Genomic DNA, 20,953 nt, shown 5'->3' on the forward strand with positions numbered 1-20,953 from the left:
ATTCTTAGCTGCTTTTTTATACTAATTCTGCATTATTTACGTCAATAAATTGACCCTTTCCATCAACAATGCGGTAATTCTTATCAACATACTTCAATAGTCTAGCATCATGAGTAATAATAATAACCGTCTTGTTTTCACGATGTGCCAAGTCTTGTAGCATCTGCATTGACTTAACTGCCATATTTCCATCAAGAGCAGCAGTTGGTTCATCTGCCAAGATGATATCTGGATTGGTGTACAAAGCACGTAAAATTGCGACACGTTGTTGTTGACCGCCAGATAATTCATCAGGATAGTTATTCATTAGGTCATCAATTTTTAATGCTCGTGCCCATTTTGAAAATGTCTCAGTACCAATATTTTTACTTTTCTTGACCTTATCAGCTAATTTGAATTGATCAGATACCTTTAGGTAAGGCAATAAATTGTATACTTGAAGAATAAAACCGATGTGTTCCAACCTAAACTTACTTTGTTGTTTTTTATTCATATTGCCATAATCACTACCATCAATATTAATACCTCCAGATGTGGCTGAAAGAATGCCACCCAAAATCTTCATGAAGGTACTCTTTCCTGAACCAGAAGGTCCGGTAATGGCAATGACTTCACCTGAATTAGCAGAGAAATTAATATCTTCAAGAGCAGTCGTGGTGGCCATTTTGTCACCAAATACTTTGTTAACATTGGTTAATTCAATTTTTCTCATTATGAACCCCCCATTGCTTTGGCTGGATCAATCTTTGCAACAGTTCGCATTGGAATTAATCCACCAATAATTGACATCAAAATCACCATCACAGCAACTGCGCCCATCAAAGTAATGTCGAAGGTCATTGGTACTGCTGCAGGCATTGAAATGGAGGTCAAGAAAGTTAATAATCCACTGATTACCACTCCGACAATCGATAGAATCAGCGCGTTTGAAATTACGTTAATAGCTAGATATCCATTTGATACTCCTTGAACCTTTAGAACAGCAAAATATGGAATCTTTTGCATGGTTAGGACGTACAAGAAGATTGAGATTACCACTAAGGTAATTAATAGTAGAAACGCAATCATAAATTCAAAAGTGCTATTTTGAGCACTGTATCCAGGAATGTCTTGGATGAAATCTTCGATATTCATGATTTGAGTTCCGTCGACTGCCTTCTTGACGTCGCTTCTATAAATCATGGCACTTATGGTATGGTTCATGTCAGTACCAAATTTTTCGGTTTGCACGGCATCGTTGGTGGCATAAATTACCGGTGCAACATTTAATTGGTTGTTTTTAACGGTTCCGACAATCTTAAAGACGTGACCGTTTCTGCTAAACTTCACCTTTTCCCCGAGGTGATAGCCATCTGTTTCCAATAAACTTTGATCAACTACGACTTCATTATCATTAGTGAAATTATGACCCTTAACAATTTTTAAATCACGGTAGATGAATTGTTTTTTATTTAAACCAATTACTTGTGAGCCCACTTTATTACCTTCAGAAAGAGTTTGGACGTTGGCACTCATTTGAGTGATGTCTGCACGCTTGTCCGCACTGGCCTTCTTAGCTTGTTGTGCAGTAATAGTAGATTGATCCAATGAACCATTGGCATCAGAATTTAAAACAATTTTTTCAGCATTCCATGAATCGATTGCTTGACGATTAGCTTCACTTAAACCGTTAGCTAATGCAGTTAATATAAAAATCAGGTATGCAATCATCACAATTACCAAGCAAATTAGACTGTATCTAAACTTGCTTTTCTTAATTTCGCGAAGTGATAAAAACACGATTGTCCCTCCTAGTTAACTAAACCCTTATTAATTAGTTTTAACAAATTGGCAAAGTCTGATAGCGCTTGTTTCTCGTCGCCACCGTTCAATACAGTTCTAATGGTTTGGTGAGCTGCTCGACTAGCCCACTTATATGTCAAAACGATTGTCTTCATGTCAGAAATCTTTTGCCCATCAACCACTAAAATTAGTTTGTCGTCTGGTAAATTATTATAATCATATTCAACATGCTTTAATTCATATTGGTTAAATAGGACGTATTGACGATAAAACTGTTCGTAATCAGAATCCTTCAATTTATTGATAAAAGACTCAGTCGCCACATAAAAAGCATGAAGTGAATCAGTTGGTTCTGATTTCAACTGTGCAAACACATCAAAATGAACTTTTCTTAAAACCCTCTTTAAAACATATTGATAACTATCGTTAATATCGTCGAAATACTTGTAGAAAGAACCGCGCGCGATTGAACAATCTTTAATAATTCTTGCTACTTGTGCGTCCATTAATCGATGATCTGAAAACTCCTTAATCAATGCATTGAAAACTTGGTTTTGCTTATCTTCATTTAAATTTAAAAAAGTTTGTGTAGGCATTTATAACTACTCCTTTTTCGTGGTGACATGATGTCATTTTTTAATATATTACTCATAGAGTGACACCGTGTCAACTGATTTGTATTAAAAAAACACTGAAAAATTTCAGTGTTCTTCACTCTTACTTGTTAATCTTTCTTACAGCAGCTTGTGCAGCTTCGTTCATGATGTTCCAAGGACGATCAAATCCTGGTTGGAAGAAGAAGTCAGCGTAAGCTAAATCATAAACAGTTGCATGTTGTTGAATTGCAAATGAAATGGTATTGATGTTTGCAGTAACATCTCTAGTTGACATGATTTGGCCACCCAAGATACGACCATCAGTTGGATCAAATGTAATCTTGAAGTAAACCTTAGCATTTCCTGCTTCTTGTGAAACAAATGGAGGAACTGCCCAATCTTCGATTAGTACTGATTCTGCACCAGTAACACCGCACTTTTCTTGAGTATCTTGCTTAACACCAGTTGAAGCAAAGTGATAGTTAAATACTGAAAGTGCTGATGAACCTGAAACAGCAGTCATTTTTAATTCTCTTCCAGCAGCGTTAGCAGCAGCAGTACGTCCTTGACGACGGGCATTTGATGCTAAAGCGATTGATGATAATTCGCCAGTTGGTGCATATGGAACCTTAGTTGCATCACCAACAGCGTAAATATCTTTAACACTAGTTTCTTGGTGTTCGTCAATCTTAATACGGCCACGTTCATCTAAGTCTAATAGTCCTTTTACTAATGAAGTATTTGGAATAACACCGGCAGTTTCAACAACTAATTCGGCATCAAAAGTACCTTGATCAGTCTTAACAGCTGAAACCTTACCGTCTTTTCCGACAAATTCAGAAACGTTAACGCTACCAACAAAGTTAACACCGTTTTCCTTGAATTCTTGGGTTAATTTTTCAGTAAATTCTGAATCTAGATAGTTACCTAATAGACGAGGATTGTGATCTACGATAGTAACTTCCTTACCTGCCTTAGCAAAAGCTTCAGCAGCTTCGATTCCAATGTAACCTGAACCAATTACAAAAACATGTTTTAAATCAGGATCTACCATTTTTTGCTTTAGTTTGATAGCCCAGTCACGACCACGCATTGCGTATAGGTTTTCTAGGTCCTTACCAGGAACATCTAGTCGACGAGGAGTAGCACCAATAGCTAAAATTAGCTTATCGTAGCTTTCATCACGTTCTGAACCATCAGCTAAGTTTTTAACATGAACTGATTTATTCTTTTCATCAATACTTGCGATTTCTTGTTGTACAAATACATGTACACCATCTTTTTCAGCATTTTCAACAGTTTCATAAGATACTGTATTTACATCCTTTACAGTACCTTCTAAGTATAATTCCATACCACATGATAGGAAGGAAATGAAATCTCCTCTTTCATACCATTGAATTTCTGCATCAGGGTTTTCTAAAAGCATTCCACGAACGGCTTCATATCCACCGTGTGAAGAACCAACTACGATAACTTTCATTAGTGTGTGGCCTCCTAATAATTTTTAATTAATATTTATATAACTTTACTTTGTGATAAATATCACATTTGATTTACAAAGGTAATTTTACCTTTTGTACGATTATATAGCAAGCAATATTAACAAAAAAGTAAAAAAATATGAATAATTTTTTATAAAAAATTAAAAATTAGTCATATTAGTAGTCAAAATCGCTTTAAAACACTTTTATTTTAATCTTTTGTCTAATACTATTATCTAAAAAATTGATTACTTCTTCAAATAAATGATATTTTCATCACAAAGTATCTGTACAAATGTTTAAATATTAATTAAATTTACCTTCATGCAATTGTGGTGACTATAAAATGCTAGTAAAATTAAAACAATAAAAAAACTATGAGGAGTTAATTACAATGAAATATGGGTTGATTAAAACTGCATTATTCACTGCAGCTGGCGCTGCGCTTGTAAAGTTATCAAAGAAAAGTATTGATATTAGAAGAGCTAACAGCGATATCTATCAACCATCTAGGGATTTCTTTGTAGATGACAACCTAAATGGCAAGAAAATAGTATTCCTTGGATCATCGGTAACAGCTGGACTTGCCGCCAAGGGAATTTCATTTGTTGATTTCTTGAGAGTAGAACATGGAGTTCACGCAATCAAGGAAGCAGTTAGCGGAACCACCTTAGCCGATGTTAATGATAAATCATACATTAGTAGAATGAAGAAGAATCTAAATTTTGATTCCCATTACGACTTGTTTGCTTGCCAACTATCTACTAATGATCAAAGAAACGGTGTTGAGATGGGAAGAATCAGCAAATCGTATGATGCTGAAGATTTTGATACTCAAACTACTATCGGTGCAATCGAGTACATAGCAGCCACTGTTCAGGATACTTGGGACTGTCCATTGGTCTTTTACACCTGTTTAAGAAAGCCAGAACCAGAATACGAATTTTTACGTGAAAAACTATTTGAATTACAAAGAAAATGGCATTTCGCAATCATCGACATTTGGAATAACAAAGCATTAAAGAAAATGAATGAAGAGAATCCTTCTTTCATGCTAGATGATACACATCCAACCTGTGCAGGATATCGTTATGGTTGGACCCCTATTTTTGTTAAAGAATTAGATCAAATGTTAGAATAATAAAATGGTCATCCATAAAAAGCGTTGTAATATCAACGTTTTATGGGTGGCTTTTTATTTTTATTAATTTTTAATGAAAAAACAGTTGCATTTTTATAATAATGATGTATTATTATTAACAACGACAGAGATATGATAACTACATAAGCAAAAATTTAGATTGACGTCTTTATTGAGTTTTCACGATACTTCGGTTAAAATTATCGTTGTTATTTGATATTTTTAATGAATTAAAGTTTCACATTTTTCTCTCATTTTATATCACATACAAACATATTTTTACTCTATTGAGTAGTTGGATTAATTTCCAAGCACATATTTCATTCTTGCTCTATGGTTCAATGGTAGAACGGCGCACTGTTAATGCGAAGGTTACTGGTTCGAGTCCAGTTAGAGCAGTTGGGTAGGATGCTACTCATAAAAAAACTTAGATTTTTATTCAATTACAGATTCTTGCTCTATGGTTCAATGGTAGAACGGCGCACTGTTAATGCGAAGGTTACTGGTTCGAGTCCAGTTAGAGCAGTTGAGTGGAATCCTACTCATCAAAAAGATAATTTTTCACCTCATTTTTGCTCCGTGGTTCAATGGTAGAATAGCGCACTGTTAATGCGATGGTTGCTGGTTCGAGTCCAGCCGGAGCAGTTGGGAGAAATCCCAAGTTAGCTTTATCCCAATGTTAACTAATAAAGCAAATTGCTTTTCCATATTTTTATTCATAATTATCTATAATTCCACATAATAAAAAGACTTAGCCATTTGACTAGGTTTTTTTATTTGATTAAAAATAAAAAAAACGATAGTCCACAGACTATCGTTTTTTTATGATCTTGTTTTCTTATGATGAATCTTCTTAACATGTTTCTTTTTGTGATGCTTTTTCTTATGATGCACTTTCTTAACATGTTTTTTCTTATGGTGTTTTTTTACTGACTTTTTTGCATGTTTTTTCTTGTGGTGCTTAATCTTCTTGGAACTAGATTTCTTAGCTGCCAAAGAAATAACTTTAGCTGTCTTTTTCTTGGAAACAGCAGTTGGCTTTATTTCTGTATTTCCATTCCTATTACCAACTTTTTGTTCTTTACTAACATCATTATTAGTTACTTGATTAGAAACAGTTCCCAAGAACCACGATTTTTGCTCACGTAGTTTACTTGCATCCACTTTTTTATGTAGTGCAGAAGAATAATGGCGATCTGTGTATTGCCATAGTACATGAGCAATTGATGGTTCATTCTTAGTGTAAGACGCTAACCAATACCCATCATATTTACTTAGTGCTTGTGAAGCATAAGTCTTCATAAAACTTAGGTATGAATAAAATAGAATTTTTCTTGATCCAACTAGTGGTCGTAAAGTATCTACCCATTTAGCAGTGGCAGCATTTGAACGGCTACGACTAATTGAAGCAATTTCAAAGTCATTGACATAGAACTTTGCATTAGGTGCTTTGTGGTATAAGTCACGAGCTTCTCTTGCGGCAGAAGCTGAAGAATTATATCTACTAAATGAATATACTCCATATGGAACATTATACTTATCTAATAGAGCTTTATTATGTTTAAAAGTCCTATCACTATAGCTTGATCCATATTGAACCCTAAGAATAGCAAATGGAACCTCTTTACTTAAATTTTTTGCCTTTTTATTAGTCAAACGTCCCTGCCATTCAGACAAGTCATAGACAGTTCGACCACTTGCGTTGGCATGTGTGTTATAGCTTTCAATTGCTCCAATCCCCGTTGTTAAAGCAAGAGAAGCGACCATTGTCATCAATATTGATTTAAACTTCAACTTAATCAATATAACTCACTCCCGTTTCTATTAATGAATCTTTGGTGCAAATTATAGACGTCAAATGTTGCAAGAATGATATAGTTATATTACAAAATATGACATTTTTATAATTTTTAGCTCAAAATGCAACACTTTCTTTCATTTTGATGATTGTTTTTAAAAAAATCCCGCATATAATAATCTGTACAAATTAATTAAAAATAAGGAGTGAAAATAATGTCATTCTTAGAATTAAAAAACATTCAAAAATCATACTACCTAGGAAAAGATGAATTTAAAGTCTTAAAAGGAATTAATTTATCATTTGAGAAAGGTGAAATGGTATCAATTCTTGGTGAATCTGGTGGTGGTAAATCTACCTTAATGAACATCATCGGTGGATTAGATAGTAAATATGAAGGTGACGTTTTATTAAATGGTAGCTCATTAAAACACGACACTGATAAACAACTAGACGAATATCGCCGTAAAACTATTGGTTTTATTTTCCAAAGTTTCAATCTAATTAGTCATTTAACAATTTTGGATAACGTGTTGGTCCCACTTGAAATGACTACTCTTTCTAAAAAAGAACAGGTTGCTCGTGCCAAGGAACTACTTGCTAAAGTAGGACTAAGTGATCACATCAATAAATACCCTAATCAATTATCAGGTGGTCAAAAACAACGTGTTTCTATTGCCCGTGCATTAGCTGGAGACCCAGAAATGTTAATAGCTGATGAACCAACTGGTGCATTGGATCCAGAAAACACCACCGAAATTCTACAAATTTTGGATAACATTGCAAAAGAAGGAAAGCTAGTCCTAACTGTTACCCACTCTCAAAAAGTTGCTGACTACGGTACTCGTATCGTCCACATGACTGACGGTAGAATTGATGAAGATAGAACTCTTCGTGATAAATACGCAGAAAGTGATGAACCATCTCTTGAATCCAAATCACTATCCTTAAAGTCAATCGTTAAAATGACATGGGATAACATCAAATATAACTCCAAACGAAACTTCTTAATCATATTTGGTGGATTAATTGGTATTTTCTCAGTTGTATTCATGCTAGGTCTTGGTAATGGTGTTAGAGGATACATTAACCATGAAATTTACTCTCAAGTTAACCCAAACAGTATTCAGGTTTCACATAAAAACACAAATGATCACTCATCATTTAAAGATAGTGACGTTAAGAGACTAGAAGCTATTAAAGGTGTTAAGTCTGTCCAAAAAGCCTACGCTTCAACCGGAATTCAAATGAAATCTGGTAGCAAAACCGCTCAATCTTCATACATGACGACTAGTTTAGCTACCATCAACGAATCTAACATCAAACACGGTTCCGCACCTAAAGATGGAGAAATATTAATTAACACTACCGCTGCAAAGTCATTAAATAAGAACAATCCTAACTCCTTAGTCGGTAAAGAAATTCAAGTTTCATTCAATGCTATGAAGAACGGAACTCCATTCCCAGTGACTAAAAAGCTAAAAGTTTCAGGGATTATTGATTCACAAAGTCCACTTACTATCATTAACTATGATACTGTCAAAGAAGCTTTATCCGACAACGGAATTCAAATTAAACCAAACTTCTTAAATGTAAATATTAAAGGTGGTGTAGGTAACGTTGATCCTGTTCAAAACAGAATCAAGGCCATCGAAGTAAATGGTAAAAAAGCTTACAGTATCCAAGGTGCCGGAGCAATTGTTTCAACTCTAAACACTTACATTAACCTTGCCGTATACGTATTGGCAGCAATTGCAGGTATTTCATTATTGGTATCAGCAATCATGATTATTGTTGTTTTATACATTAGCGTTGCTGAAAGAACCAAGGAAATCGGTATTTTACGCGCACTAGGTGCTACCAAGGGTAACATTAGAATGTTATTCGTTAGTCAATCATTATTCCTAGGTGTATTTTCATCTGTTTCAGCTGTCATTATTTCTTACCTACTTCAATTCGGTATTAACTCAGCTGTTCACGGTATGATTGATTACTCAATTATTCAAATTTCTCTTGGCAATGCCATCTTCGGAATTGTTGTTGCAATCATCATCAATTTACTAGCTTCTATCCTACCTTCTAACAAGGGTGCTAAACTAGATCCAATTGAAAGTTTAAGTGCCGAATAGCTAGTAATCCCCTATATAAAAAAACACGCTATGAAATTCATAGCGTGTTTTTTAGTATTCTCTTGTCATTAAAAAGTTATACACATAGTCTTTATCATACTCATCAAAATGGTGAATCCAAAAAACAATTATTCCTAACGCTGTTGATGCATTAAAAGCCGAAAAGAGTTTTTTATCTTTACTGCTCATATCATGAGCGAAAACATTAGTGGTAGAAACTACCATTTCCGAAAAAAACTTCAACATCTTAATCGGGAATCGAATATCGCCATTCTCACTAATCATGACTTCCAAAACTGGTTGATTATTTTCGATAACAGTTAAAAATCTGTAAATAAATTTTTTGGCAGCAGAGTCGATATCTTTGTTATCAGTTTCTTTTAAATCAGAATTAGCAGCCTTTATCTCCCCAATAATTTGATCTTCAATCTGTTCTTCCAGATCAATCTTATCAGTATAGTATCTGTAAAATGTGCTTCTGTTAATCTGTGCTTTTTTAATAATGTCGCTAACAGTGACACCTTCAACTCCCTTTTTCCTCGATACTTCAATAAAAGCATTAACAATTTTATTTCTAGTAAGTTCGCGCTTTTTTTCGTATTTCAAAATCTATTTTCCCCCCATAAAGTTTCTACTAGTTAATCTATGCAACATTAGTGTTATTATTAGTTTATTAAATATATTGAAAAGAGATGCTATAACATGTACAAGTTTGGCCTAATTAGTGGCTTTATTATTTTCCTAATTGCAGCTGTTTCGTTTATAACATTTATCTATATTATTATCCGTAAAATTTCATTACATCAAAAATTTGGCATTAATATCTGGTTCTTATTTATATCCCTAATCATCGGAATTGCAACATATGATATGGATAAAAGTTTCATTAATTTTATTCTATCACCGTTATAAGCCGCAATAAGTTAACATTTTATTAAGTTGATTTGTTTCGCTATCATCTAATTAATGCAGATGGTAGGATATTATATGTGATACTTTTTTAAGGAGTGAAATGTATGCTAAAGGTTGCTACTAACCCTAGTTTCATAGCGAGATATTTTCAAAGCTTTAATTGGGACGAAATTTTACATAATTTAACAAATATTGTTATTGATATCGTTTTAATTTCAATCTTTTTCCTAATTCTTAAAAGCATTGGTAAACGCGTAATCAATCATCTGTTTAGAAACTATGCCAGAAGAGAGCGTGGTATTCCAGCAAATAGATTGAAAACACTACACTCATTATCCGTTAACTCTTACATGTATATTCTAGTATTTTTCTGGATTTATTCTGTGTTAACTTTTATTGGAGTGCCAATTGGAACACTCCTTGCTGGTGCCGGCCTATTCTCAGTTGCCATTGGTTTAGGGGCACAAGGTCTTGCTAGTGATATCATCAATGGTTTCTTCATTCTATTTGAAAAACAAATTAGCATTGGAGACTACGTTACCATCGGTGAAGTAACTGGTACTGTTTCTGAAATTGGCCTTAGAACCACTAAAATCAGAGGTAACAATGATTCATTAAACTACATCCCTAACAGATTAATCACTAATATCTGCAACATGTCTAAGGAACGTATGAAGGCAGATATCGATATTAGAGTTAATCCTGATACCCCAATTACTCAAGTAATTAACGTTATGAAGGAAGTTAATGCTAAATACATCCCTCAAACCGAAGGTATCATTGATGAACCAGATATTTTAGGTACTGTTGATATGGGTGATGGCACTATTGCCGTTAAGGAATTTATTCCTACTACCGATGAAGCAAGATTTGATGTTCAATTCAAATTCTTACAACTTTACCTTGAAGCTATTACCGCAGCTGGTATTAAGTTGCCAAACAATAAGGTAATTGCTGACATTTCAAAATAGAGTTTCAACGCCCATTTTTGGGGCGTTTTTTACTATCATATATAAATACGAAAGGAAGTCATCATTATGTTTATTTTAGCTGCAAAAAATCCAAGTATATTAAAGCAATATGTGGATAGTTTTAAATGGAGTGATATGCTTCATAACCTTACATTTGCCATCATTGATATTCTTTTAATTTCAATTTTCTTCCTAGTTATAAAATTGATTGGTCAGATTATAATTAACCGTCTATTTGGTAGATATCTACAAAAACAAAAGAAGATTGGTCCTAAACGTGAGGAAACATTAAAGTCAATCTCATCTAACACCTACAACTACATTCTTATTTTCTTTTGGTTATATTCTATTTTAAGCATCATTGGTATTCCTGTTGGATCTCTTCTAGCTGGTGCTGGTCTTGTTACAGTTGCTTTAGGTTTAGGTGCTCAGGGATTAGCCAATGACATCATTACTGGTTTCTTCATCTTGTTTGAACACCAAATTGATGTTGGTGATTTCGTTGTGTTAGACACAATTACCGGAACCGTTTCAGAAATCGGTCTTCGTTCTACACAAATTCGTGGTGTCGATGATTCTCTTAATTTCGTACCCAACAGATACATCACAAATATCTGTAACATGTCTAAGGATCGTCTAAAGGCTGAAATTAACATTCGTGTTAACCCTGACAGCCCAATTCAACAAATCATCGACATCGTAAAAGATGTGAATGATAAAAACATCCCTAACACTAAGGGAATTATTGATGAACCACAATTATTAGGTACTGTTGATTTAGGTGATGGAACAATTGCTGTGAAAGAATGGATTCCATGTACTGACACCGAAAAATTCAACGTTCAATTTAAGTTCCTTCAATTATATTTGGAAGCAATTAAAGATGCTGGTATCACTTTACCTAATAACAAATTAATCACTCCAATCCCACAAAAATAGTCATTAAATAATGTATGTTTTATAAAATCCACAAAAACATAACTATTTTAGATTAATTCGTGTACTAATTATTTGTAACTAAATGCAAATAGTGTAAAATGGTGATTGGATTAAATTACGTATTTCCATAATTATAGTTAAAAATAAAGGAGAAGAGATATGAGCGCATGGGATATCATTCGTGATGCGACTCCTCAATTGGTCTCGGCATGTATTGCTTACACGATTCCAATTGCAATCGTATCATTTATTATTGGTTTAACTATTGCAGTTATTACCGCGTTAGTTAAAATCTCACATCGTGGTGGCCTATTCAACATTGTAAAAGCATTCTTTTACTTCTACGTATGGCTATTCAGAAGTACACCTTTATTGGTTCAATTATTCATCGTATTCTTTGGTCTTCCATACCTAAGAATTGCGGGAATCCTACCAGATGGGATTAGATTAACACCAGTAGTTGCTGGTATTATCACTTTCTCATTAAATACTGGTGCTTATGCTTCTGAAACCATCCGTGGTGCCATCCTTTCAATTCCAGACGGTCAATGGGAAGCAGCCTACTCACTAGGTATGACCAAACGAAAGGTACTATGGAGAATTATCTTGCCACAAGCTAGTCGTGTTTCATTACCACCTTTATCCAATGAATTCATTGGTTTGGTTAAAGATACTTCACTAGCTGCTTCAATTACTATCGTTGAAATGTTTGAGGTCAGCCAACAAATTGCTGCTGAAAACTATCAACCATTAATCATGTACATTCTGGTAGCTGCTATTTACGCAGTCATCTGTAGTGTTCTTACTATCTTACAAAGCTACCTAGAAAAACGAGTTTCTCGTTATTCTGTAAGTAACTAGAAAGGAGTACGTTAATGATTAACTTAAAAAACGTATCTAAAACATTTGGTAAACAACATGCATTAGATAACATCTCCCTTCAATTTCCTAAGAACAAAACTTCTGTAATTGTCGGACCATCTGGTTCCGGTAAATCTACTCTTCTTAGATCTTTAAATCTGTTGGAAACACCAGAAACTGGTGAATATGACTTTAATGATGAAAGTATTGATTTCTCCAAGAAACTAAGTTCTAAAACAATACTAAACATTCGTCGTAAAACTAGTATGGTATTTCAAAGTTTTAACCTATTTCCTCACCTAACCGTTCTAAAGAACGTTATGGAAGGACAAGTACAAGTTCTAAACAAGAGCAAAGAAGAAGCTAAGGAAATTGCTGAACAATTATTAGATAAAGTCGGAATGCTAGATAAAGCTGACGCATATCCAAGTCAACTATCAGGTGGACAAGCTCAACGTGTTGCAATTGCGAGATCATTAGCAATGCATCCCGAATACATCCTATTGGATGAACCAACCAGCGCCTTGGATCCTGAAATTGAACTAGAAGTTCTAAAAGTGTTATTAGATTTAGCCAAAGAAAAACAATCATTAGTTATTGTTACTCATAATCTTACTTTTGCTCAACGTGTTGCCGACAAGATTGTCTTCATCGAAGATGGTAAAGTTGGTTTCGATGGTGATACAAAAGACTTCTTTGAATCAGATGATCAAAGAATCAAAGATTTTCTTGCAGCAATGACTCTACAAAATATTTAAGGGGATTAATATTATGAAATTCAACAAATTATTCAAGTCTCTAGCTGTTACTTTAGCCGTATTTGGTACTGGTGCTATCTTGGCATCATGTGGTAACAGTTCAAGTTCAAAAAACTACAAATCAGAACTAACTAACAGTGGTAAATTAACCATCGGTCTAGAAGGTACATATGCACCTTACTCATACAGACAAGATGGTCAACTAAAAGGATTCGAAGTAGACTTAGCTAAAGATGTTGCTAAGAAATTAGGACTAAAAGTTAACTTCGTTCAAACTAAATGGGATAGCTTAATCGCTGGTCTTGGCAGTAACAGATACGATGCTGTTATGAACAACATGACTGTTACTCCTCAAAGAGAAAAGTTATACTCATTCTCTGAACCATATGCTTACTCATACTACACATTGATCACTAAGAGTGATAGTAAGATGATGAGCATTAAAGACATTAAGGGTATGAACATTGTTGATGGTGCCGGTACTGATAATGCAGTTGTTGCTAAGAAATTTGGTGCTAACGTATCATCAACTCCTGATAACTCAACTGGTTACCAATTAATTCAACAAGGACGTGCAGATGGTACTGTTAACTCTGTTCCAGCTTGGAAATACTTTGCTAAGCACAACTCAACTAAGGGGCTAAAAGAAATTGATGTTCCAACAAAACTACAAGCACCTGCTGAAACTTCAATTATGCTTAACAAAAACTCAAAAGCATTAACTAAGAAGATCAACCAAGCATTAGCTGAACTACGTAAAGATGGTACTATGAAGAAGCTTTCAATGAAGTACTTTGGTTCAGACATTACTACTAAGAACGATTAGTCTTAATATAGAAACAAAAAACACTCAATAATGAGTGTTTTTTTATTTTCCTAAAAGTCTAATGCAATAAAAAAGACTCCGCTTAGCGGAGTCTTTTTACTATTATTTGCGTCTTCTTCTTGATGCGAAGAATACCAACCCTAATGCAATTGCAATTAGTGCAGTACCAATAGCAACAAGAGCATTTTCATGTGTTTGATCACCAGTTTGTGGTAAACGTTTTGTATCTTTGTTAGCAGCGGTTGATACTGAAGTGTCGTTCTTATCAATAGCTGGATTACCGTCGTTGTTACCATGACTAGATGATGAAGTCCTTGGAACAACTACATGGCTTGAAGCTGAGCTTTCTGCACTACTGCTTTGTGCTGAACTTTCCGCACTGCTACTTTGTGCTGAGCTTTCCGCACTACTGCTTTGTGCTGAACTTTCCGCACTGCTACTTTGTGCTGAGCTTTCTGCACTACTGCTTTGTGCTGAACTTTCTGCACTGCTACTTTGAGTGGCACTTGAACTTGGTTCTGCACTACTACTTTGAGCTGAACTTTCCGCACTGCTGCTTTGTGATGAGCTTTCTGCACTGCTGCTTTGTGATGAACTTTCCGCACTGCTGCTTTGTGCTGAACTTTCTGCACTGCTGCTTTGTGCTGAACTTTCTGCACTACTACTTTGAGCAGCACTTGAACTTGGAGTTGCAACTTTCGTGTATCCAACGGTAGTACCAGTAAAATCAGCATCACCATCGATAGTTCCTGTTACATATAGTTGGTTTGGATCTGTTAATTCGTATCCGTCTATCTTGGGACTTTCCACTGAGTAGGAATAAGAATCAGGACTGTAACTATCATTCCACTTAATTACCCCAGTTCTTTTATTCTTAGTTCCTGTCTGTACGAATGTATAATCCCTTTCATAATCAGGAGCAATTTTTTGCTTCGTACTGTCATCGATATGGTCAATAACCAACGTATCGACAATATTTTGTTGAACTGTAGTCGTTGGATCCATGTAAACAGTTCTAGTTACATCATTTCCTAGTGGATAAAGTTGACCGGTAACGTTACTGTTGTCTTCTGGTACATATCCATCGATAGTTGGAACAGTGAAGTTATAAGTACCATCTCCACTTACGTTCGACCAGTTACCCCATGTCACTTCGTTATTTCTTGTGTCTTTAGTTCCCGTAGCTTTAAATACAGATGAACCAGTATCTGGTCTTAGAACATTTCCAGTAACTGAATCAATGTAGTTAACCTTTACATTTCTAGTAACTTGTTGGTCTGGAATTGAAACATATGGATTGATAACGTGTAACTTAGCCATACTGTTAACAGCACCATCAGCACTGTAAGTTAAGTTAATATCCTTTGTTGATTGTTGAGCAACGTTGATAGTTTGGCCATCTTTGACACCTTCATCGTTAGAAACATTTAGTTGGGGATTGTCAACATGAACATATTTGGCTGGAGTACCATCAATTGCCTGAAATACATTTACACCGTTAGTTAATGATCCAGAATTATAAGTATAGTTACCATCTTTGTCAGTGTAAACGGTGGTATCTGGAGAAATAATCCATGATTTTCCAACATTATCACTAGCTGGAACAATTGAAACATTGGCATGCATTGGTGGTACATTGTTAATAGTTGGGTCATCACCCACTGTATACTTCAAGTATCCATCCACACCATAGTTAATTGATAAGTCGCTATAAGTAAGATATGCTACAAAATCAACTGTGTTATCCGTATATTTAGATGCAGAATAATCAAACATTGGATTTCCATATTCAGATTTTAAGTAAACACCTGGTTCATTGGTAATATCTTTGTATTTACCATCCACGATTGCATATAATCTAAAATTATTTGTGTCGAAGCTTGACTTATCTGCATTTCTATTTAGTAAAGTAATTGCTCTACCATGCACGGTATTACCTTTGGAATTTGGATTCAATTCTGCTACAACAACAAAGTATGGTTTTCCATCTTTATTGGCTACTATTGGAGCGTATCCAGCGTTCGCTGTATCTCCACTATATTGAACAAGGTTTTTATAAGTGTTACTTAGTGGATAATCAGATACATCATCTGGATAAGTGTTCCAGTTAGATGGTGTGTCAGGCTTACTGTTGTCAGGTATGTTTAAGGGACGGGCTCCCATTTGTCCAGCTTGACTATCAACAGGTCTAACATCACTCTTTTTCTTTTGAAGAACCGAAATATTACCATTTGAAACAGAAATATTTGAATTTTCCCCTGCATAGTTCATTGATGCACTTACGGTTGCATTATAGGTACTATCAGGAGCGTCTTGTGGGCCCTCTTTAACTAGTAATGAAACGTTAATTTTACTATCACTTGGATATAAATCAGTGTTTGTAGTTAACGTTACCACATTGTCATTGGTAGAAACATCAAAAACATTAGCATTTCCATACCTTGTATAAGTGCTAATTGATGAGAATAAATCACTGAAATTTTTTCCTGATTGTGGATTTACGGTAAACGTAATCTTAGTTCCCTTAGGAATTACTCTTCCTAAATTGTCATTATTATTTAAAGAAACTTCATAGTTAACAGATTTACCAGCTGTTACATTTTGGGTAGATGCATCAACATTAGTAACCGTAGCAGATACATTATTAGGATCAGCTTGATATGAGCTGTTTTGTTCGTCAGCATGTGCAACAACAGCTGCTGGTGTAATATTGTTATCTTGAGAAACAACGTAACCTGTTCCTAATAGGGCAACTGTGGACATACCAATTACAACCCAGTTTTTCTTCACCTTATGTAAAATCTTCTTTTCTTTTACTTCTCTACTCATAAAATCTCCCCCTTTATATTATCTATACAGTCAGTCTAAGATAATAATGAAATAATATCAGTAGGATTTTATTTAAATTTTTATAAAGATTTTTAATGTTTTTTTAACAAAAAAAGCCCGCCTAAGCGGACCTTTTTATTTTAAGCTATTATTTACGTTTTCTTCTCATTGCTACCATGAACAATCCAACTGCCATTGCAATTAAAGCAGCACCAATTGCTACTAGAATGTTTTCATGTGTTTGATCACCAGTTTGTGGCAAACGTTCATGATTAGCAATTGATTTAGTTGAATTATTTTCATGTTGAGGAGTAATTGTCTTCTCATGTTTATCAGAAGTAGATGGTTTTCCACCGTTGTTACCATGACTTGATGGCACGCTAGAACTTTGAGGTACAGAACTGCTACTTTGTGCTGAACTTTCTGCACTGCTGCTTTGTGCTGAACTTTCTGCACTACTGCTTTGTGCTGAGCTTTCTGCACTGCTACTTTGTGCTGAGCTTTCTGCACTACTGCTTTGTGCTGAGCTTTCTGCACTACTGCTTTGTGCTGAACTTTCTGCACTGCTGCTTTGAGTGGCACTTGAACTTGGTTCTGCACTACTACTTTGAGCGGCACTTGAATTTGATTCAGCACTGCTACTTGAAGCAGCGCTTGAACTTGGTTCTGCACTACTACTTTGAGCAGCACTTGAACTTGGAGTTGCAACCTTCGTGTATCCAACGGTAGTACCAGTAAAATCATAAGCACCATCGATAGTTCCTGTTACATATAGTTGGTTTGGATCTGTTAATTCGTATCCGTCTATCTTAGGACTTTCCACTGAGTAAGAATAAGAATCAGGACTGTAACTATCATTCCACTTAATTACCCCAGTTCTTTCATTCTTAGTTCCTGTCTGTACGAATGTATAATCCCTTTCATAATCAGGAGCAATTTTTTGCTTAGTACTGACATCGATATGGTCAATAACCAACGTATCGACAACATTTCTTTGAACTGTAGTCGTTGCATCTGGTTCATATGGAACAAGCAAGTAAACGTCGGTACCATCTGTTGTTGGGTCAACTGTTCTATTTCTGACAGCATTTTTAGCATTTACTAAATGGTAGTCTTCTAGCTCAGGCGCTTTAATTGTGAACACTTTAGTAGCAGGTGTGTATGCACCGTATTGAACAATAGCACCTGTCTTAGTGTTCTTGATATTTGTACGAGTGAACGTATATGATTCTGAGACTCCTTTGTCGTACATAGGTTTTGGACCAGTGTAAGAACCAGTACTATTTGTTTCAGTAATTTGTTGACTTTTATCAGTAGGGATCACATGTACAGTAATTGTTTTACTTTCACTGACTTGTTCAGTTGGATCCATATAAACGGTTCTGACAACGTCTTCACCCAAAGGATTCAATGATCCTTTAACATCAGAACTGTCTTCAGGAACATATCCATCAATACTTGGAACTTTAAAGTCGTATTGACCTGTGCCATTTGATGGTGTCCATGCTCCCCAAATAATAGAGTTATCTCTAGTATCACGAACACCAGTGGCTGTAAATTGGACTGAAGAACTATCTGTGTGTAGAACCTTCTTAGTGTTTACGTCTACATAATTTACAGTAACGTTTCTAGTAACATTTTGACTTGGAACGGATACATATGGGTTTACAACAGTTAACGTTGCATTGGCAGTGTGAGCATTTTCAGATGTGTATGATAATTGAATTACTCTGGAAGAGTTTTGATCAACATTAATCGTTTGACCATCATTAATATTGCTATCGTTATTAATATTAACAACAGCATCATTCACTTTTTCATATCCAGCAGGTTCACCATCAACTGTCTTGAACACATTAACGTCATCTTTTAAATTGTTAGTATTGTATGCGTAGGTTCCATCTGGTTGAGTATAAACAGTCTTATTAGGAGCAACTACCCATGAGCTACCGATATCATTCTTTACAGGAACAATTTTGTAGTTCAAATCACCGATTGGTAGACTTTGTTCTCCTTCAGTACCCTCTTTATAGAAGCTACCATAACCTCTTACAAAGTAAGTAGAAGATAAGTCTGAATATGGTCTGTAAGCTACAAAATCAACGAAATCCTTGGTATATGCTGATTTTGAAAAATCTGCATATACTGCACCATTAGAATCAACTCCAAATGATACTCCCGGTTCGTTTGAAATATCTTTATACGAATAACTATCTGTGGATGCGTATAATCTTAGACTATTTAAGTCAAAGTCACTTCCATTAGTAAATGAAAGACGTGAACCAGAGAAACCAGGAATGTTACCTTTATTAAATTCTGCCACCGCTACGAAGTATGGCTTACCTTCTGCATTAGAGTATGCTGGAGCATAATTAGCATAACCGTTAGAAGTATTAACATAGTTATGGTCTGAGTTGCTTCTAGGATAATCCTTTACATTATCAGGATAGTTCTTTGTTATGTTAGGTTGAACGAATCCTGGTGTATCAGTGTTATTGTAAGTAACCTTTTCATCTTCAGATTTAGTATTTGGCAAAACAGAAATTTGATTTGCATCAATATTTACAGTTTTTTCACTTCCACCAGGTAATTGCAATGTAGATGATAATGTTACGTTTACTGGGTCAGGATTGGTTTCATGTTCTTCGGTATCACCATTCCAGTTATAACGAGGTCCCTTAACAACCAATGAAAGGTTCATATTAACTGTTCCAGGATAAAAATCTTTCTTAGTAGTTAAAGTAATTGTGTTTCCAGAAACACTTTCATCAAAGTTATTTTGGCTGGAATATTTTGAATAAACAGAGTAAGCAAAAACATCACTCATATTAAGTGGAAATTGAGGGTTAACATTAATCTTAATTTGTGTACCCTTAGGAATTACTCTACCCAAATTATCGTCATTATTTAATGCAATATTGTAGTTAATTGATGCATTTTTCTTAACGTCTGTTGTTTGTGATCCTAAATTAGTAATGCTTGCAGTTACTGCACTTTGAGGGGCAGTATAATCACCTGATTTATTTGAATCGTTACTACTAGTTTGGTTATCACTACTATTTGATTGTGATGATTCATTACTTTGTTGTGATGTTGAACTGCTTGCTTGACTTGATTGGTTTGAGGCATTACTTTGTGAAGCTGATGAGCTATTGTTGTCCGCAGCTGAACTGGTTGTACTTGCAGATGATGAATCAGTACTTTGATTAGCAGTTTCATCAGCATGCGCAGTAATTCCAGTTGGAGCTAAAGTTGAAGATTGTGATGCAACATAGCTTGCACCTAATAAGGCAACTGAGGTCATTCCAATAACAACCCAATTCTTTTTAACCTTATGCAAAATCTTTCTTGATTTAACTTCTTTGTTCATAAATTTCACTCCTTTGAACTAAGTTTCAGTGAACATTCTATGGCAAAAGGATTGTGAAAACATCATTTATAAGATTAAATTAACTATGATAAGTTTAAGTATTCATTGAAATGTTTAATTATTTTTTTGATTCTTTTAAACTATTTGTAACTGATATATAAAAACGTTGTCATCATCTAGAGATTGGTATTTTTTATTATGTATGATTTTCTTTAAAGTGAAATATTATATAACAATGTAAATATGTTTATTAATGCACTTTATACAATAAGTTTGTGAAAATTATGATAGATTCTATGTTCAATTAGGTAAAAAAGTTGACATTTTTTAAATTGAAAATATTGAATAATAATTCAATTGAGTAAAAAGTAGAAAATCCTTTAAACAGAAACTTAATTATGAAGATAATATGTCTTCAAAAGGAGAAAAGATAAATTAAAATAATATAAAAAAGCCTAAGCTTTGGAACTGCAACTATTATTTTGAACAAATAAATAAAAGCAGCTTTCTAACTATTTAATTGGGCAACTGATTTTCTGTATTCTACAGGGGATTGG

Annotated in this window: 15 protein-coding genes and 3 tRNA genes; 10 read left to right on the plus strand and 8 right to left on the minus strand. The window is 34.6% G+C overall.

The features are described from left to right. Nucleotides 1-16: 16 nt before the first annotated feature. The 4 genes from RZ79_RS06585 to RZ79_RS06600 form a co-directional block, all read right to left on the minus strand. Nucleotides 17-712 carry an ABC transporter ATP-binding protein gene (locus RZ79_RS06585; RefSeq protein WP_054450798.1) on the minus strand — a complete coding sequence of 232 codons (696 nt, stop codon included), beginning with the start codon at nt 710-712 and terminating at the stop codon, nt 17-19. Then, nucleotides 712-1,779 (minus strand): ABC transporter permease, encoded by a 1,068-nt coding sequence (locus RZ79_RS06590; RefSeq protein ID WP_054450800.1) that lies wholly within the window; start codon nt 1,777-1,779, stop codon nt 712-714. Before RZ79_RS06590 ends, RZ79_RS06585 begins: the two co-directional genes overlap by 1 nt. An 11-nt stretch (nt 1,780-1,790) precedes the next feature. Further along, entirely contained in the window at nt 1,791-2,378 is a 588-nt protein-coding gene (locus RZ79_RS06595; RefSeq protein ID WP_054450802.1) for a TetR/AcrR family transcriptional regulator, read from the minus strand. Nucleotides 2,379-2,499: 121 nt separating this feature from the next. Continuing rightward, complete coding sequence (locus RZ79_RS06600; RefSeq protein ID WP_054450804.1) at nt 2,500-3,861, minus strand: FAD-dependent oxidoreductase; 1,362 nt, start codon at nt 3,859-3,861, stop codon at nt 2,500-2,502. A gap of 395 nt (nt 3,862-4,256) precedes the next feature. Here RZ79_RS06600 and RZ79_RS06605 point away from each other — a divergent pair, with 395 nt between their 5' ends. The 4 genes from RZ79_RS06605 (at nt 4,257) to RZ79_RS06620 (ending at nt 5,648) form a co-directional block, all read left to right on the plus strand. Further along, the gene (locus RZ79_RS06605; protein WP_053795915.1) at nt 4,257-5,003 is read left to right on the plus strand and encodes an SGNH/GDSL hydrolase family protein; all 747 of its coding nucleotides are present in this window, start codon (nt 4,257-4,259) and stop codon (nt 5,001-5,003) included. A gap of 327 nt (nt 5,004-5,330) precedes the next feature. After that, nucleotides 5,331-5,402 (plus strand) — tRNA-Asn (locus RZ79_RS06610). A 55-nt stretch (nt 5,403-5,457) separates the two neighbouring features. Continuing rightward, a tRNA-Asn gene (locus RZ79_RS06615) sits at nt 5,458-5,529 on the plus strand. A gap of 47 nt (nt 5,530-5,576) precedes the next feature. Then, nucleotides 5,577-5,648: transfer RNA gene (locus RZ79_RS06620), tRNA-Asn, on the plus strand. Between the two features lie 177 nt (nt 5,649-5,825). On the opposite strand, the gene RZ79_RS06625 is transcribed toward RZ79_RS06620, so the two are convergent. Next, nucleotides 5,826-6,806 (minus strand): GH25 family lysozyme, encoded by a 981-nt coding sequence (locus RZ79_RS06625; protein ID WP_054450806.1) that lies wholly within the window; start codon nt 6,804-6,806, stop codon nt 5,826-5,828. Nucleotides 6,807-7,016: 210 nt separating this feature from the next. On the opposite strand from RZ79_RS06625, the gene RZ79_RS06630 reads away from it, so the two are divergent. After that, nucleotides 7,017-8,930, plus strand: a complete 1,914-nt coding sequence (locus RZ79_RS06630; protein ID WP_054450808.1) for an ABC transporter ATP-binding protein/permease — start codon at nt 7,017-7,019, stop codon at nt 8,928-8,930. Nucleotides 8,931-8,981: 51 nt separating this feature from the next. Here the strand turns inward: RZ79_RS06630 and RZ79_RS06635 are convergent, their stop codons facing one another. After that, nucleotides 8,982-9,536: a TetR/AcrR family transcriptional regulator gene (locus RZ79_RS06635; RefSeq protein WP_054450810.1), complete on the minus strand. Its 555-nt coding sequence runs from the start codon at nt 9,534-9,536 to the stop codon at nt 8,982-8,984. Nucleotides 9,537-9,946: 410 nt separating this feature from the next. Here RZ79_RS06635 and RZ79_RS06645 point away from each other — a divergent pair, with 410 nt between their 5' ends. The 5 genes from RZ79_RS06645 to RZ79_RS06665 all read left to right on the plus strand — a co-directional run bounded on the left by RZ79_RS06645 (nt 9,947) and on the right by RZ79_RS06665 (nt 14,197). Next, nucleotides 9,947-10,813 carry a mechanosensitive ion channel family protein gene (locus RZ79_RS06645; protein ID WP_054450814.1) on the plus strand — a complete coding sequence of 289 codons (867 nt, stop codon included), beginning with the start codon at nt 9,947-9,949 and terminating at the stop codon, nt 10,811-10,813. 66 nt (nt 10,814-10,879) lie between these two features. Continuing rightward, nucleotides 10,880-11,752, plus strand: a complete 873-nt coding sequence (locus RZ79_RS06650; protein ID WP_054450815.1) for a mechanosensitive ion channel family protein — start codon at nt 10,880-10,882, stop codon at nt 11,750-11,752. A 159-nt stretch (nt 11,753-11,911) separates the two neighbouring features. Next, on the plus strand, nt 11,912-12,613 hold the full coding sequence (locus tag RZ79_RS06655; protein ID WP_034531334.1) for an amino acid ABC transporter permease: 702 nt from the start codon (nt 11,912-11,914) through the stop codon (nt 12,611-12,613). A 14-nt stretch (nt 12,614-12,627) separates the two neighbouring features. Further along, complete coding sequence (locus RZ79_RS06660) at nt 12,628-13,371, plus strand: amino acid ABC transporter ATP-binding protein (protein WP_054450817.1); 744 nt, start codon at nt 12,628-12,630, stop codon at nt 13,369-13,371. 13 nt (nt 13,372-13,384) lie between these two features. Continuing rightward, entirely contained in the window at nt 13,385-14,197 is an 813-nt protein-coding gene (locus RZ79_RS06665; RefSeq protein ID WP_053795922.1) for a transporter substrate-binding domain-containing protein, read from the plus strand. A 102-nt stretch (nt 14,198-14,299) separates the two neighbouring features. Here RZ79_RS06665 and RZ79_RS06670 read toward each other — a convergent pair whose 3' ends face one another. Next, a complete protein-coding gene (locus tag RZ79_RS06670) occupies nt 14,300-17,026 on the minus strand; it encodes a mucin-binding protein (RefSeq protein WP_054450819.1) in 2,727 nt (908 codons plus the stop codon). Between the two features lie 148 nt (nt 17,027-17,174). Continuing rightward, nucleotides 17,175-20,396 carry a mucin-binding protein gene (locus tag RZ79_RS06675; RefSeq protein WP_054450821.1) on the minus strand — a complete coding sequence of 1,074 codons (3,222 nt, stop codon included), beginning with the start codon at nt 20,394-20,396 and terminating at the stop codon, nt 17,175-17,177. Nucleotides 20,397-20,953 lie beyond the last annotated feature (557 nt).

This window comes from Apilactobacillus kunkeei DSM 12361 = ATCC 700308 (assembly GCF_001281265.1).
In the GTDB taxonomy this organism is placed as follows: Bacteria; Bacillota; Bacilli; order Lactobacillales; family Lactobacillaceae; genus Apilactobacillus; species Apilactobacillus kunkeei.

Bases quoted from the DNA above. Each gene is read 5' to 3' on its own strand.
- RZ79_RS06585 (WP_054450798.1), bottom strand. From the start codon at position 712: ATGAGAAAAATTGAATTAACCAATGTTAACAAAGTATTTGGTGACAAA.
- RZ79_RS06595 (WP_054450802.1), bottom strand. From the start codon at position 2,378: ATGCCTACACAAACTTTTTTAAATTTAAATGAAGATAAGCAAAACCAA.
- RZ79_RS06600 (WP_054450804.1), bottom strand. From the start codon at position 3,861: ATGAAAGTTATCGTAGTTGGTTCTTCACACGGTGGATATGAAGCCGTT.
- RZ79_RS06605 (WP_053795915.1), top strand. From the start codon at position 4,257: ATGAAATATGGGTTGATTAAAACTGCATTATTCACTGCAGCTGGCGCT.
- RZ79_RS06630 (WP_054450808.1), top strand. From the start codon at position 7,017: ATGTCATTCTTAGAATTAAAAAACATTCAAAAATCATACTACCTAGGA.
- RZ79_RS06645 (WP_054450814.1), top strand. From the start codon at position 9,947: ATGCTAAAGGTTGCTACTAACCCTAGTTTCATAGCGAGATATTTTCAA.
- RZ79_RS06650 (WP_054450815.1), top strand. From the start codon at position 10,880: ATGTTTATTTTAGCTGCAAAAAATCCAAGTATATTAAAGCAATATGTG.
- RZ79_RS06655 (WP_034531334.1), top strand. From the start codon at position 11,912: ATGAGCGCATGGGATATCATTCGTGATGCGACTCCTCAATTGGTCTCG.
- RZ79_RS06660 (WP_054450817.1), top strand. From the start codon at position 12,628: ATGATTAACTTAAAAAACGTATCTAAAACATTTGGTAAACAACATGCA.
- RZ79_RS06665 (WP_053795922.1), top strand. From the start codon at position 13,385: ATGAAATTCAACAAATTATTCAAGTCTCTAGCTGTTACTTTAGCCGTA.
- RZ79_RS06670 (WP_054450819.1), bottom strand. From the start codon at position 17,026: ATGAGTAGAGAAGTAAAAGAAAAGAAGATTTTACATAAGGTGAAGAAA.
- RZ79_RS06675 (WP_054450821.1), bottom strand. From the start codon at position 20,396: ATGAACAAAGAAGTTAAATCAAGAAAGATTTTGCATAAGGTTAAAAAG.